The organism is Photobacterium sp. NCIMB 13483, assembly GCF_003025475.1.
In the GTDB taxonomy this organism is placed as follows: Bacteria; Pseudomonadota; Gammaproteobacteria; order Enterobacterales; family Vibrionaceae; genus Photobacterium; species Photobacterium piscicola.
Map to the genome: position 1 here is coordinate 234,220 of NZ_PYLV01000003.1, position 14,833 is coordinate 249,052.

At 41.0% G+C, this 14,833-nt stretch carries 10 protein-coding genes; 4 read left to right on the plus strand and 6 right to left on the minus strand.

Translation table 11 applies throughout. From position 1 onward, the window contains the following. Positions 1–338: 338 nt before the first annotated feature. The 4 genes from rne (at position 339) to C9I86_RS04655 (ending at position 6,758) form a co-directional block, all read left to right on the plus strand. The gene (gene rne, locus C9I86_RS04640; RefSeq protein ID WP_107275763.1) at positions 339–3,638 is read left to right on the plus strand and encodes a ribonuclease E; all 3,300 of its coding nucleotides are present in this window, start codon (positions 339–341) and stop codon (positions 3,636–3,638) included. Positions 3,639–3,883: 245 nt separating this feature from the next. After that, positions 3,884–5,440, plus strand: a complete 1,557-nt coding sequence (locus tag C9I86_RS04645) for a SulP family inorganic anion transporter (RefSeq protein WP_080157873.1) — start codon at positions 3,884–3,886, stop codon at positions 5,438–5,440. Between the two features lie 122 nt (positions 5,441–5,562). Continuing rightward, on the plus strand, positions 5,563–6,168 hold the full coding sequence (gene cobO / locus C9I86_RS04650; RefSeq protein WP_080157874.1) for a cob(I)yrinic acid a,c-diamide adenosyltransferase: 606 nt from the start codon (positions 5,563–5,565) through the stop codon (positions 6,166–6,168). Positions 6,169–6,323: 155 nt separating this feature from the next. Next, positions 6,324–6,758: a phosphate-starvation-inducible protein PsiE gene (locus C9I86_RS04655; protein WP_080157875.1), complete on the plus strand. Its 435-nt coding sequence runs from the start codon at positions 6,324–6,326 to the stop codon at positions 6,756–6,758. A gap of 106 nt (positions 6,759–6,864) precedes the next feature. On the opposite strand, the gene C9I86_RS04660 is transcribed toward C9I86_RS04655, so the two are convergent. The 6 genes from C9I86_RS04660 to apbC form a co-directional block, all read right to left on the minus strand. Then, on the minus strand, positions 6,865–8,187 hold the full coding sequence (locus tag C9I86_RS04660) for an anaerobic C4-dicarboxylate transporter (RefSeq protein WP_080157876.1): 1,323 nt from the start codon (positions 8,185–8,187) through the stop codon (positions 6,865–6,867). Between the two features lie 413 nt (positions 8,188–8,600). Continuing rightward, a complete protein-coding gene (yhjD, locus tag C9I86_RS04665; protein ID WP_241956847.1) occupies positions 8,601–9,542 on the minus strand; it encodes an inner membrane protein YhjD in 942 nt (313 codons plus the stop codon). Positions 9,543–9,788: 246 nt separating this feature from the next. Then, positions 9,789–11,900: an AsmA family protein gene (locus tag C9I86_RS04670; RefSeq protein WP_080157878.1), complete on the minus strand. Its 2,112-nt coding sequence runs from the start codon at positions 11,898–11,900 to the stop codon at positions 9,789–9,791. A 209-nt stretch (positions 11,901–12,109) separates the two neighbouring features. Continuing rightward, the gene (gene dcd / locus C9I86_RS04675) at positions 12,110–12,703 is read right to left on the minus strand and encodes a dCTP deaminase (RefSeq protein ID WP_107275765.1); all 594 of its coding nucleotides are present in this window, start codon (positions 12,701–12,703) and stop codon (positions 12,110–12,112) included. Between the two features lie 186 nt (positions 12,704–12,889). Further along, positions 12,890–13,534, minus strand: a complete 645-nt coding sequence (gene udk / locus C9I86_RS04680) for a uridine kinase (RefSeq protein WP_080157880.1) — start codon at positions 13,532–13,534, stop codon at positions 12,890–12,892. Positions 13,535–13,683: 149 nt separating this feature from the next. Further along, positions 13,684–14,772, minus strand: coding sequence for an iron-sulfur cluster carrier protein ApbC (apbC, locus tag C9I86_RS04685; RefSeq protein ID WP_107275766.1), 1,089 nt, complete (start codon positions 14,770–14,772; stop codon positions 13,684–13,686). Positions 14,773–14,833 lie beyond the last annotated feature (61 nt).

A 14,833-nucleotide genomic window follows, 5' to 3' on the forward strand; every position in this document is an offset into this window, starting at 1 on the left:
GTGAGCATGCTCTCACCATTTCGGCTATTTTATATACAACTCAGGTGATAAACGCAGCACGTGGCGTAAGACGTTATGGTTACCGGAGTTTTTTTTAGCGCGTCAGATTACAGATTTTTTTGATGTAACAGATACAACCACACCTCGATGTGGTGATACCAGCTGTGTGTTTCAGATCTAACCATCTCGACACAGTTGGCTAATACGTGTGGCCATAGAGCACTCCTGCATTCCAACCGTGAGGTTGCACCCGTACATCAGACTTGGAGTCAGGCACCATCAAAAAATTGATGTAATTAGCGGCGCTAATACACAACGACAATAATGAGTACAATATAATGAAAAGAATGTTGATTAACGCAACTCAGAAGGAAGAGTTGCGCGTCGCATTAGTTGATGGCCAAAAGCTATTTGATCTTGATATCGAAAGCCCTGGTCACGAATCTAAAAAAGCAAATATCTACAAAGGCCGCATCACACGTATCGAACCAAGCCTGGAAGCTGCGTTCGTTGATTACGGTGCAGAACGCCATGGCTTCCTCCCTTTAAAAGAAGTCGCTAAAGATTACTTCCCATCAAACTATTCTTACCAAGGTCGTCCTAACATTAAGGAAGTCTTGAAAGAAGGCCAAGAAGTTATCGTTCAAGTTGATAAAGAAGAGCGTGGCAACAAAGGTGCCGCACTTACAACCTTTATCTCATTAGCGGGTAGTTACTTGGTGTTAATGCCTAATAACCCTCGTGCTGGCGGTATTTCTCGTCGTATCGAAGGTGAAGAGCGTACACAACTTAAAGCTGCATTAAGCACATTAGAACTGCCTCACGGTATGGGTCTAATTGTTCGTACTGCAGGTGTAGGTAAATCAGGTGAAGAGCTTGAGTGGGATTTAAATGTTCTTCTTAATCACTGGAATGCAGTGAAAGAAGCCGCTGAATCTCAAGCTGCTCCATTCTTGATCCACCAAGAAAGTAATGTTATTGCTCGTGCTATTCGAGATTATCTACGTCGTGATATCGGTGAAATTCTTATCGATAGCCCACAAATTTTTGAACGTGCACGCGATCATATTAAATTAATTCGCCCTGATTTCTTATCGCGTATTAAGCGTTATGAAGGTGAAGTTCCACTATTTAGTCACTACCAAATTGAAAGCCAAATTGACTCTGCGTTCCAGCGTGAAGTTCGTTTACCTTCAGGTGGCTCAGTTGTTATTGACCCAACAGAAGCACTAACATCTATTGATATCAACTCCGCTCGTGCAACAAAAGGCGGCGATATCGAAGAAACAGCATTACAAACTAACCTAGAAGCCGCTGATGAAATTGCTCGTCAATTACGTCTACGCGATCTTGGTGGTCTTGTGGTTATCGACTTCATTGATATGACGCCAGTTCGTCACCAACGTGAAGTAGAAAACCGTTTACGTGAAGCTGTTCGTGTTGACCGAGCGCGTGTACAAATTGGTCGTATATCTCGCTTTGGTTTGCTAGAAATGTCACGCCAACGTTTAAGCCCATCTTTAGCTGAAGCAAGCCATCACGTTTGTCCACGTTGTACAGGTACGGGTGTTGTTCGTGATAATGAGTCACTATCACTTTCTATCTTGCGTTTAATCGAAGAAGAAGCATTAAAAGATAACAGCTCACAAGTACTTGCAATTGTACCTGTGCCTGTTGCTTCTTACCTATTGAACGAAAAGCGTCCTGCGGTACAGCACATTGAGAAATATCACAATGTGCATGTTGTTATCGTGCCAAACGCCAACATGGAAACGCCACACTTTGAAGTGTTACGTATTCGTGAAGGTGAAGAGCAAGAGACACTTTCATACCATCTTCCTAATGCGATTGATGCACTGAAAGAAGCAGAAGCGACTGAAGCTCCTCAACAAGAGCGCAGTACAAGAAAACGTGAAGAACCTGTTCTACACGGCTTTGCAGCACCAAAACAACCAGCGCCAGTGGTAGCGACACCAGAAGCACAACCGGCAACTAAACCACAAACGATTATTGCTCAAGCGCCTAGTATCTTTAGCCGCATTTTTGCTGCAATTTCTTCATTCTTCAATAACGGTACTGAGCAGAAAGCCGAGATTAAGCAAGAAGTAGAAGCACCAGCAAAAGAACAAACAAATAATAATCGTCGCAACAACAATAACCGTCGTCCTGATAACCGTCGTAATGACCGTCAAGGTAACCGTGACAACACTCGCCGTAATGGCAATCAAGAGAGTGATCAAGACAACAAAGCTGAACAACAAGATCGCAACAACGAGCAGCGTCAATCTCGTCGTCGCAATGAGCGCACGGACAAAAACCGTCAACCTCAAGCCGAGCGTCCAGTTAAGCAACCGCGTCAACCTCGTTCTGAAGAAGCGAAAGAGCAGCAACGCCAGTCTCGTAAAGAAGAGATTCAAGCGCAGAAGCAACAACGCCAACAGGCAAACGAAGTTAAAGCAAAAGCGACTCAAAACGTTGTCGTTGAAGAGCAAGTTGAAGCCGAAGACAAAAATGTTGTTAAGGTAAAACAGCGTCGTCAACGTCGTCAGTTACAGAAGAAAATTCGTATTACTGACAAAGCAGCACCGGTTGTTGAAGAACAAGCTATTGTTGAAACTGCAGCGATCACTGCCCCATCACCATTAATGGAAATGGGTACAACGATTGCTAAAGAAGCGCAAACAACGTCGACTCAAGATCACGCTATTGTTGATGAGCAATCAGAAACAAATGAGCAAGACAACAATCAACGTCGTAACCGTCGTTCACCACGTCATCTACGCGCTAGCGGTCAACGCCGTCGTCGTATTCGTGATACACGTAGTGAAAAACAAGATTACGAGCAGCATGAAGATCCAAGCTGTTACAACGTTGCTGATGCAGTTGAACACGCCGTTGTTGAAGCAACAGACACTATCAGCGATATGGTAAATGTTGTTTCTATTGTTGAGAAACCAAAAGCACCCCGCCAAACATCAGGTGTAGCAACACCAGAAATGGCAATGGGCAAAGTATGGTCTCGCATTAAGCCAACAATTGAAGCTCCTGTAGCTGCGGTTGAAACTGTTGTTGAAACTAACGATGATCTTATCATTGCTAATCATTCAGCAATCGCGAAAGCATTACCTGAAGTTGAGTCAAAACCTGCTTTAGGCGGTGTTGCGATGCCTGAACTTGCAATGGGTAAAGCATTCCCATTACGTGCAGCGTCAGTTGTTGAAACGCCTGTTGTTGAAGCACCTGTCGTTGAAGCACCAGTTGTTGAAGCACCTGTTGTTGAAGCACCTGTTGTTGAAGCGCCAGTTGTTGAAACGCCTGTTGTTGAAGCACCTGTTGTTGAAGCGCCAGTTGTTGAAGCACCTGTCGTTGAAGCGCCAGTTGTTGAAGCACCTGTTGTTAACACAGCATCAGCACCAATGACGAAAATCGTTACTGAAGCTGTCGCGGTTACGGCAACATCTCCACGTGGTTTCCATGCGGTAGCAGCAATGACTAAAGCGCCAGCACCTGTTGAAACAACAGTAAAAGTGCATGTTGAAGCGGCACCACTACGAGAGCTTGCAACAACACGCTCTGCGGGTAGCCAAACAGCAACCAACTCAGCAGCAGCACCAATGACTAAGCCATCTTTTGACTAAGTTAGTGTAAACTGCCAATAAAAAGCCATGCATCTGCATGGCTTTTTTATTACTCCACTTTTGAGTCAAAAATAACCATCTTTTTTAACAATCAGTGGGTTTGACTTCATTAACATGGTAAAAAAGCATATCTTTACATCATTTAACGTCGTAAGTTGAAGCGTTGTAAATCTTTCGGTAACATTCTGTTACTCAATACATTTAAATAATCCATTCATTTTAGCGAAGAGAAGAACGCCTAATATATGCCTGAATTTCCTCAAGTCTCACAACAATCAGTCAAAAATGATATCCTTTCTGGATTAACTGTAGCACTTGCTCTAGTACCAGAAGCGGTTGCTTTTGCGTTTGTTGCTGGTGTCGATCCTATGGTTGGTCTGTACGCCGCATTTATTGTTGGTTTAATTACAGCCATCTTTGGTGGTCGTCCTGGCATGATCTCTGGTGCAACAGGCGCAATGGCTGTTGTCATGGTTAGCCTTGTTGCTCAACACGGTATTCAATACCTGTTTGCCGCAGTAATGTTAGCGGGTGTATTTCAAATACTGGCTGGCGTATTCCGCCTCGGTAAATTTATTCGTATGGTCCCGCATCCCGTCATGATTGGTTTCGTGAATGGTCTTGCGATAGTTATCTTCTTAGCACAACTTGGTCAGTTTAAAGTTCCTTCTACAACAGGTGGCTTAGAATGGATGCAAGGTACTCAGCTTTACATTATGCTGGGCTTAGTGTTGTTAACCATGGCTATCATTTACTTCTTACCTAAACTCACCAAAGCGGTCCCTTCTTCGTTAGTTGCCATTTTAACCGTAACAGCACTGGTGCATGTATTAGGTCTAGATTCACGTACTGTTGTGGATTTTGTGCGTACAATGAGTGGTGACGCTAATGCAACATTGGCAGGCTCACTACCCACTTTTGCCCTACCCGATGTTGGCTTTAATCTAGCAACCCTTAAAATCATTCTGCCTTATTCTTTGATTTTAGCCGCGGTAGGTTTAATCGAATCATTACTGACACTAACTGTTATTGATGAAATGACCAATACCCGTGGTCACGGTAACCGTGAATGTGTCGGTCAAGGTATGGCAAACATCACCTGTTCTGTTTTTGGTGCTATGGGTGGTTGTGCGATGATTGGTCAATCAATGATCAACATTAACTCTGGTGGTCGTGGCCGTTTATCAGGTATTACTGCTGCTATTGGTCTACTGGTGTTTATTCTATTTGGATCAGCCTTTATTGAAATGATCCCACTGGCTGCATTGGTTGGTGTAATGTTTATGGTGGTGATTGGTACCTTTGAATGGGCAAGTTTACGTATGATGCGTAAAGTACCAAAACATGACTTCTTCACCATTATTCTGGTTACCTGTGTAACGGTAGCCGCGGATCTGGCTGTTGCGGTGTTCGTTGGTGTTATTTACTCAGCACTTGTGTTTGCATGGAATCATGCCAAGCAAATTTATGCGAGTTCGCACATTGATAACAATGGAGCCAAAGTTTACCAAGTGAATGGTCCATTGTTTTTTGGCTCAGCGTCTCATTTCCTAGAGCTATTTGATGCGCCTAACGATCCACAAACAGTGATTATTGATTTTGCCCATTCACGTGTAGCCGATCACTCTGCGATTGAAGCGATTGATACCCTTGCAGAACGTTATGCAAATCGTAACAAAAACCTTCATATTCGACATTTAAGTCCTGAATGTCGTCGATTACTACAAAAAGCAGGTAACTTAGTAGAGGTCGATATGATTGAAGATCCAACCTACAAAGTTGCGACTGATGTTCTAGGTTAATCATTGTTAATATCAAAATAAAGCCCGTGTAGTCCTGTGACTACGCGGGCTTTCGTTTATAATCACCAATGCGTTATGATTGTATTTATGATAAATACAGCAATGTTACCAAAGAGGAAATTATGGTTGATTCAACCACCAAGGATGAACGTCACCAAGCCCGTCAACAACGTTTAAAAGAACAGGTTGATAATAAAATTAATGCTGCCCAACAAGAACGAGGTTTAGTGCTGGTTATTACGGGGAACGGTAAAGGAAAATCAACCTCAGGTTTTGGCATGATTGCGCGCGCCGTTGGTCATGGTCAACAATGTGGTGTTGGTCAATTTATCAAAGGCACGTGGGATTGTGGCGAGCGTAACTTGCTACAACAACATGGCGTAATATTTTCAGTCATGGCGACAGGCTTTACATGGGAAACCCAAAATAAAGCAGCAGATACCCTTGCCGCTCAAGCGACATGGTCTGATTGTAAAGCGATGTTAGCGGATAGTACATTAGATGTGGTATTGCTAGATGAGCTCACTTACATGGTGACTTATGACTACGTCGATTTAGATGAAATTATTAACGCAATCAACGCCAGACCGTCACACCAAACCGTTATTATTACAGGACGTGCAGCTCACCGCCGTTTGATTGATATTGCAGATACAGTTTCTGAAGTGCGTAATGTCAAACATGCTTTTGAACAAGGAATAAAAGCCCGCAAAGGTGTTGATTGGTAAAGATAACAGCTTCAAGCGTTCTAAAAAAAAGCAATGTGAACAATAAACTAACACTCATTTACATTGAATGATATTTTACTATTAGAATAAGCGTTACATTTTATAATACAAAAATGCCTATTAAAATTATAAACAGCGTAATAGCTGGAGAAAATATGCCGTCTCATTTACCCCGCTCATTTAGTAAACCATTTCTAAAAGTCTTTCATATTTTAGAAGCCATATTATTAATAGCTATCACCCTAGCAACCGTTGTTGCAATGGTGAATGAATTTATCCATGTGTTTGTTAACCGTAATATTCAATTAACCGACATATTATTAATGTTTATCTATCTTGAAATCCTCGCCATGGTGCAACAATTTGTGGCTCACGGTAAGATTCCAGTACGATATCCACTGTATATCGCCATAATGGCCATTGCCCGTTATATCACTCTTGGTATGAAAGAGCTCGATGGTACATTTATTATTTGGTTATCACTGGCAGCATTTATTCTTGCCGCGGCGACTGTTTTAATTCGAATTGGTCATCACTATTGGCCTTACGAAGAACCAGAAGAGCCAGGTAAGAAACAATCTGACGATTAATTGTCAGATTTAAAATACACCACACATTAAATTTAATAGGGCGAATCTAATGATTCGCCCTTTATTATTTAAAAACTATTCACAACAAAGTGATACAAATTACGGCTTAAATGATCATTTGAGCGAGCACGTAACCAATACAACAGGCAGAGATAACCCCGATTAAACCTGGCATCATAAAACTATGATTGAAGTACCACTTACCAATTTTAGTGGTCCCCGTAACATCAAAGTTAACCGTTGCAATATCTGACGGATAATTAGGAATGAAAAAATAACCGTATGTCGCTGGCATTAAGCCAATTAACAACGCAGGGTTTAATCCCATAGCCAAACCAACAGGTAGCATCATTCGCGCGGTTGCTGCTTGTGAATTAACTACCACAGAAACAGTAAATAGCGCCAATGCAAAGGTCCACGGGTAATCTTGTACCATGGCTGTGATGCCCGATTTAAACGATGGCATTGCATATTGGAAATAGGTGTCACTCATCCAAGCAATACCAAAAATAGCAATCGCAGCAACCATACCCGATTTAAACACTACCCCTTCAGGGACTTTCTGCACATTAGTGCGTGTCACTAAAAGAATTAAGCCACCAAAACCTAGCATCATCATTTGAATAATTAATGACATCGAAATAGGTTTAGCATCACCAATGGTACGAATTTCTGGCACCATCGCCACAATCACAATCGTTACTAACGCCAACACAAACAACAATACGGCATGCATAGCAGAGCGTGGTAATTGCTCATTAAGTGAGGTTTTAGTGGTATGAAGAATTTGATCTCGCCAGACAGGATCTTGTAGTCGACGTTGATATTCAGGATCATCAGCCAGCTCTTTACCACGACGTAAACTGTACAATGATAATAATAATGTACCGCCTAATGTTGCAGGAACTGTCACCATCAAAATGGATAATAAATGAATAGAGTCAGTGATCGTAGACAGTTGAGCAAGGTAATAAACAACAGCAGCAGAAATAGGACTAGCGGTAATCGCAAGTTGAGAGGCAACAGAGGAAGCCGCCATTGGGCGCTCTGGACGAATACCATTTTTAAGGGCAACATCACCAATGATTGGCATAATTGAATACACCGCATGGCCGGTACCCAACATAAATGTCATCACGTAAGTCACTAACGGACCGACAATAGTGACGCGCTTAGGATTACTCCGCAAAATACGTTCTGCTATTTGCAGCATGTATTTTAAGCCGCCCGCCGCTTCCAGAATTGACGCACATGTCACAACGGCAAGGATAATCAACATCACGGTAATCGGTGGTGACGTCGGTGGCATACGGAAGATAAACACTTCCACCAGCAAACCTAATCCTGAAACAACCCCAAGTCCAATACCGCCAAAGCGACTACCTGCATATAACACTAACAACAGGAATAAAAATTCCAAATACAACATGACTTATCTCCCTATATATCATTGATACTCTGTTAACCAAAGTACCGATTATTAGGAGCAAAATGCCTCTTCTACTCATCAGCCATATTGATAAATATCAAACTACTTAATAGCAATAGACGCTAAATTTCACTTATGAGAACTATCACAAATAACTGTCGCCACAGAAAAACAACTTTATCACTAAAGTGGTTACATATAATTACAAATACATCACTATAAAGTAACTACCGCCTTGCTAGCGATGACAAATGAATCACTGCGATTATTTATACAGCGACAGCAATACTCATCAACTTGCATTCAACATCCGCATATAAACAGTATTAATACGTATTATTCGTAACGAAAGTGTAAAAAAAGGACAGCACCAACGCTGTCCTTTGATTTATAAACTTAGTTTATTATTATTGCTACAACTCTTCTTCACTATCACCATCTGCAGTAACAGAAGTTTCTGTAACACCATAACCTGGACGGTTTTCTTTTGCGGTTGCTATCCAAGCAGCACAGAACAACGTTAAGCGCGCAAAGAAATAGAAGAAAGCCATTAAACCAATGATAGAGCCAAACGCAGCACCTGAGGGTGAACTTGCCAATTTAGGTAGTAAGAACGTCATGGCAAACTTAATCGCTTCAAAACCAATGGCAGCGAGTAATGTTCCCTGCATTAATGTTTTACGGTTAAAACGGCGACGAGGCAACATCCAAAATATCCATAAGAACATCAAATAGTTCGCTAGGATAGAAATAGTCAGTGCGATAGTGGTAAGTACTGGGCGTAACCAACTGATTCCACCTAACCCTAGCGCATCAACAATTGTCGCTTGTGCTGAACCGGCAACAGAGGTTAACACCACAGTAAAAATCAACGCAGCAACTAACCCTGTTAAACCAATAAGATCTTTACAGTATTGTAGAAGAATATGTTCTTTGTCTTCCGGTTTACGTTCCCACACATCACGAGTCTGTGCGCGAACCGCTTCACGTAAGTTGCCCATCCAACTAATGCCCGAATAAAGCGCAATCGCCAAACCACTCAAACCCACAGTTGTACGTTGGTTAATCGCCGTTTGTACCATTTGCTTAAGCGTATTAGCTAAATTGGGATCCGTTACACCGGCAACAATTTTATCAATAATATTGGTCAGCAACACTTGGTTGGACGCTAACACAAAACCAGCTGCAGCAAACAGCACCATTAAAATGGGTATCAATGATAAAAAAGAAAAATAGGTAATTGCTGCACCGAACTGACTGCCTAGACGATCATTAAAACGATCCGCTGCGCGAATGAAATGATCAATCGGAGGTAATGCTTTAATCGCATTGCCAATAAGAGTAAACACTCCCATAATTTTAGAGAGTAATGTCGATTTTTCAGAAGATATTGTTTTATTAGTCATAATTTGATTGGGTGTGTCATAAAAAAATACTCAACAATATTAGCAATGGATAAAAACAAACCCAATCTAATAATAACAAGTCATTCACTGCCTGTTACGCAATTGATTATATAATTAAAAAATAAAGGCTTGCCAATAACGGCAAACCTTTTCGACCATAATTTACATTAACTATACCACTTCACTAATGGCGGATTAATTAAATAACCCTTTCAAAAGCTTATCTGCGACATTTTTAATGTTTTCATCTTTCGCTTTATCGCCAAGCAATTTCTCTAAACCACGATTAATTTCTTTCTTGGCTTTACTTTCTAGTGCTGCATTATTTTTAAATAAGTCTTTAATATTTAAATTATATTTAGGTTGTTGCCAAGTACCACTTACATGAATAGGCACAGCAATACCTTTAATTTCATCCAGCCCTTTACCACTCGCCACAATTTCAGAATTAATCATCAGATCAATACTTTCATTAACAAGGCTGGTATTACCTTGACCTGTGATTGCCACTAATGGTGATGCCAACTTAAAATTATCTGTTGATGCAGTGCCATTATGTAACTTTAACGTTGTTGTTAAGGCTGAAAAGTCAGTTTTCTTCGCCGTATCAGTACCCGTATCGGCCTGACCTTTGAATTTAGCTTTCGCATTACGCAATAGATCAGGAATATTCACGCCATACACTGCGCCATCAGACACATTGACCTTAATTGAACCAGTAATGTTATGACGAATATTCGCTTCAGATAGCCCCTGACCTCTTAGATCTGTCGTAATATTAGCTTTACCTGCAAGCAAATTATTATTCGCAACCGCTTTTAGTAACGGTAAAAGATCTACGTTAGAAATAGTATTTTTCAAACGATAACTTGGTAATGCACTATTTACATCAATAGCCGCACTGCCTGTGACCTTACCGCCATATAGATTAGCTTCAAACCGATTAATGGTCGCCACCCCCTGCTTAATCGATGTTACCACTTTAACATTTGTCACATTAGCGTGATCAACGGTTAATTGCTTAATCGCGATCATACCCGCAAGGTTGATATTTTTTAAGGCACTCAGATCAGGTTCTGCGGTTGAAGTCTTCGCATTATTTTCAGTAGCGACTGGTGCATTCATCGCGGCAGCGCCTGCGGCAGTCGTACTATTGTTAGTATTAGCTACGGCTGTTTTTGCTGGTAACCAGCTATCAAGATTAATATTATCACTTGATAAAGCAAAACGAATATCAGGAATAGCAGTGGCTAAATATGAACCAGAACCCGAAGCCTGAGTACCATCAGCATTAATGGAAAGCTGACTTACTAAGGTTAATTTTTGGCTAATATCATACGTTGCATCCGCATCAACCACTAAGTTTATCGTTGGTCGTGGTAATGTTTTACCCACTAAATCATTAGTTACTTTTAGTCCTTGAACAGTAATAACATTATGATCTGTTGATAATTTTACTTTAGCTGTGCCATGAGTATCAAAATTTAGATTAGGTACTTTACCATTAACGGAGAAAGTCATATTTGACCATTGACCAAGGTTAAATTGATCCAGTCCTAATTGTGCATTTTTGATCTCAGTTTTGCCGTCGGTCATGTTCATTGTTGCTGATAATGCTTTCAATCGCACATTCTTATAATCAGCAGCAAGATTAATCTCAGTACTACCTTGAGCACTAAAGGTTAATGCGTTGACATTACCCTGCACATCAAAAGTGGCTTTGGTCCATGTTTGGGGCTGAAAGCTATCAAGTGTAAAATTAATGTGATTAAGTTGCGCGACCATCTTGGTTTTATCATTGCGTACTTCTGCACTGGCATTTACTAATTTAATGCCTGCGACAGAAACATTCCAATGCGTATTTTTCTCACCATGTGTCACGGTATTACCCGTTGTTGTTTCAGCAACAGCGGTCTTATCTGTTAAACCATCAAGGTTGGTCGCACCATTATTTAAAGTTTGAATAAAAACATGTGCGCCATCTAACCGCATTTCACCAATATCAAGATGTTGAGATAGCAATGGTAAAACCGACACGGATAAATCAGCTTGCTTAAATTGAATCAAATTAGGTTCAGCAAACCCTGCCGGATTTCGAAATTCAGTATCACCAACACTTAATCCTAATGTTGGAAAGAATCGCCAGCTAATATCACCATTAATAACTAAATCACGGCCTGTCATTTTCTTAACTTGCTCAGTCAGCAACGGCTTAAACTGATTAGGGTTAACAAAGGTAACTAGTGCGCCAATACCAATCACGACTAATAAAATCAGCCCGAGTAATATATACAGTATTTTTTTCATTACGCCCTCGGATATGCATATAGCGTCACAATAAATCGTGTGCTATACAAAAATAATTGGTTGAGAATTAACCCTATAAATCAATGTCATTAAGACCACCAACCCCAAGATTAGTTCATCATAAATAGAATAGCTAAACAAAAGGCAACCCGAGGGCTGCCTTTAATAATTTATTGAATGATGGCAATAACAATTAGCATCTAAACAGATTAACTTTGTTTGTCATCTTCATTGATACGACTTGCCACTGCACCTTGCTGATTTTTATATTTCGCATCAATACGCTTGTTATACGGTTTTTCCGCAGGACCAGATAAGGTCTCAAAACTTAGCGCACCAATTGGCATGTGGGGACGTAGTGCTAATGGTAGGCGACCTGAATTATAAAATTCAAGCACAATACGTCCTGACCAACCGGGATCAATACGATGTGCAGTCACATGCACCATTAAGCCTAAACGGGCTAATGATGAACGACCATCTAACCAACCAACAATATTATCGGGAAGCGTAACAGACTCATGGGTCACGGCTAAAGCCAATTGACCAGGGTGAAGAAAAAATGCATCTTCTTCCGCAACCACAATCTCATCACTCATCACTTTATCAAGCTGAGCGGCTACATCTTCTTTTTTACCCGATAGATCAATAAATGGCGCACCGTGATCATTAAAGACGCGGAAATTATTTCCAAGACTTACATCAATCGTTAAACCACTAATACAATCATCTGATGGTCGAGGCTCAATGCTGATTTTACCTTCATCAAGGTAAGCCCTGATATCTCTATCACAAAGTCTCATTTAAACTCTCTCCTGCATAATACACACTCTATCCTGTCATGCTCAACACATGCGAGTGGTATACCAAAACACATCAATAAGACTCAGTGTCGTTGATGGGTCAGCAAAGGGTAATAGGGTTATACCCAACAATCATAGCCATAAAAATAAGGCTGACATATTGTCAGCCTTATTCATTTTAAATCATTACGAACGCAGCAATTTAGCAATGTGTGCTTTTAACACATCGATTGCAATACGGTTCTTACCACCACGAGGGACAATAATATCCGCATATTGTTTTGAAGGCTCGATAAACTGCATGAACATTGGACGTACCGTTTTTTGGTATTGCACCAGCACTGACTCCATTGTACGACCACGTTCAGCAACATCACGTTGCAGACGGCGTAGCAAACAGATATCCAGTGGTGTATCCATAAAGATACTAGCGTGCATAATGTCACGCAAACGAGGATCAGTTAACAATAAAATACCTTCTAAGATAATCACTTTTTTCGGTGTCATCGTGGTACTTTCTTGTAAACGAGTATGCTCGCTGTAGCTATATTGTGGTACTTCTACTGCTTCACCTTTCATTAACTGCTCTAAATGATCACATAATAAATTGTGATCTAGCGCGCTTGGATGATCGTAGTTAGTTTTAACTCGCTCATCCATAGTCAGGTGACTTTGATCGTTATAGTAACAATCTTCCGTGATTACACCGATCTGATGATCGCCGACTTTTTCTTTTAACTCTTTGTAAACTGTACTGGCAATCAGACTTTTACCGGAAGCAGAAGCGCCTGCAATACCGATAATAACGCATTGGTGTGAAGTTTCAGACATATCAGAAAGTACCTATTAGACCACGTAGCAAGGCGAATATGGATAAATTAAACCCTCCGATTATAAGCAGTTGCAATGACAGATACCAGCAAAAATGAGGCCTCTGTCATATCTGATTATAATCTCGGCGTTTTTTGATTACCAAACAACTACATTGTACGAATAGTAATCTGCTCAGCCACAGTTTCACCTTGCCAATATAATCGGCTGGCTATATTTGCAGCTAATATAATGTATGCGCCTGCTTGTTCTGACTCAGGAGCAGCAATAACCGTTGGCTTACCGTTATCAATATCTTCACGAATTTTGATATCTAGTGGTAATTGCGCCAATAATGGCACCGCATAGTCTTGTGCCATTTTAGCTGCACCACCCGTACCAAAAATATGCTCTTGATGACCACAATTGCTACAAATGTGATAACTCATATTTTCAACAATACCCAGCACAGGCACATCAACTTTATTAAACATGCTGATACCTTTAATCGCATCAGCTAAAGCAAGATCTTGTGGCGTAGTTACGACAATCGCTCCTGTTACAGGAATTTGCTGTGATAGCGTTAACTGAATATCACCCGTACCTGGTGGCATATCAATCACAAGGTAATCCAGATCTGGCCACCATGTTTCACTGATAATTTGCGCCAGTGCTTTTGATGCCATAGGACCACGCCAGATAGTGGCACTTTCTGCTGGTACTAAATAACCGACAGAGTTGGTGTATAAACCATGAGCCTCAATCGGTAACATCATTTTGCCATCAGGCGATTGTGGCTTAGCATCCATTGTGCCTAACATCATAGGTACTGAAGGACCATAAATGTCAGCATCAAGTAACCCCACTTTTGCGCCTTGCAGCTGTAAACCTAACGCTAAATTAACCGACGTTGTTGATTTACCCACACCGCCTTTTGCAGAACTCACAACAATGATGTTTTTAACACCTTTAAGAGGCTGCTTTTCTGCAACAGCTAACGTTGCCACTCGACAGCGAACGTCAAAATTTAGCGCAGCATTTACAATTCCTTGTTGCTGTTGCTCTGCAATCCATTGACGCAATTGTTGCGCTAATTCGTTGGCGGCAAATGGAATCGTGATAACGATAACACCCTCGGCCGATACCGAGACAAAGTGTGGCACATCAGCCCATTCCGCACTCAAAAGTGGATGTTCAAATTGATTTAGCCATTGACTGATATCACCAACGCTATCGAAATGGTTTGTTTCTATTGCCATAAATTAGCACTCCACATAAATGTCATAGCTTATTAGCAACATCTACGTCACAGTATTAGTA

Excerpts from the sequence above, each read along its gene's own strand:
- rne (WP_107275763.1), top strand. The coding sequence starts at position 339 with ATGAAAAGAATGTTGATTAACGCAACTCAGAAGGAAGAGTTGCGCGTC.
- C9I86_RS04645 (WP_080157873.1), top strand. The coding sequence starts at position 3,884 with ATGCCTGAATTTCCTCAAGTCTCACAACAATCAGTCAAAAATGATATC.
- cobO (WP_080157874.1), top strand. The coding sequence starts at position 5,563 with ATGGTTGATTCAACCACCAAGGATGAACGTCACCAAGCCCGTCAACAA.
- C9I86_RS04655 (WP_080157875.1), top strand. The coding sequence starts at position 6,324 with ATGCCGTCTCATTTACCCCGCTCATTTAGTAAACCATTTCTAAAAGTC.
- C9I86_RS04660 (WP_080157876.1), bottom strand. The coding sequence starts at position 8,187 with ATGTTGTATTTGGAATTTTTATTCCTGTTGTTAGTGTTATATGCAGGT.
- yhjD (WP_241956847.1), bottom strand. The coding sequence starts at position 9,542 with ATGGGAGTGTTTACTCTTATTGGCAATGCGATTAAAGCATTACCTCCG.
- C9I86_RS04670 (WP_080157878.1), bottom strand. The coding sequence starts at position 11,900 with ATGAAAAAAATACTGTATATATTACTCGGGCTGATTTTATTAGTCGTG.
- dcd (WP_107275765.1), bottom strand. The coding sequence starts at position 12,703 with ATGAGACTTTGTGATAGAGATATCAGGGCTTACCTTGATGAAGGTAAA.
- udk (WP_080157880.1), bottom strand. The coding sequence starts at position 13,534 with ATGTCTGAAACTTCACACCAATGCGTTATTATCGGTATTGCAGGCGCT.
- apbC (WP_107275766.1), bottom strand. The coding sequence starts at position 14,772 with ATGGCAATAGAAACAAACCATTTCGATAGCGTTGGTGATATCAGTCAA.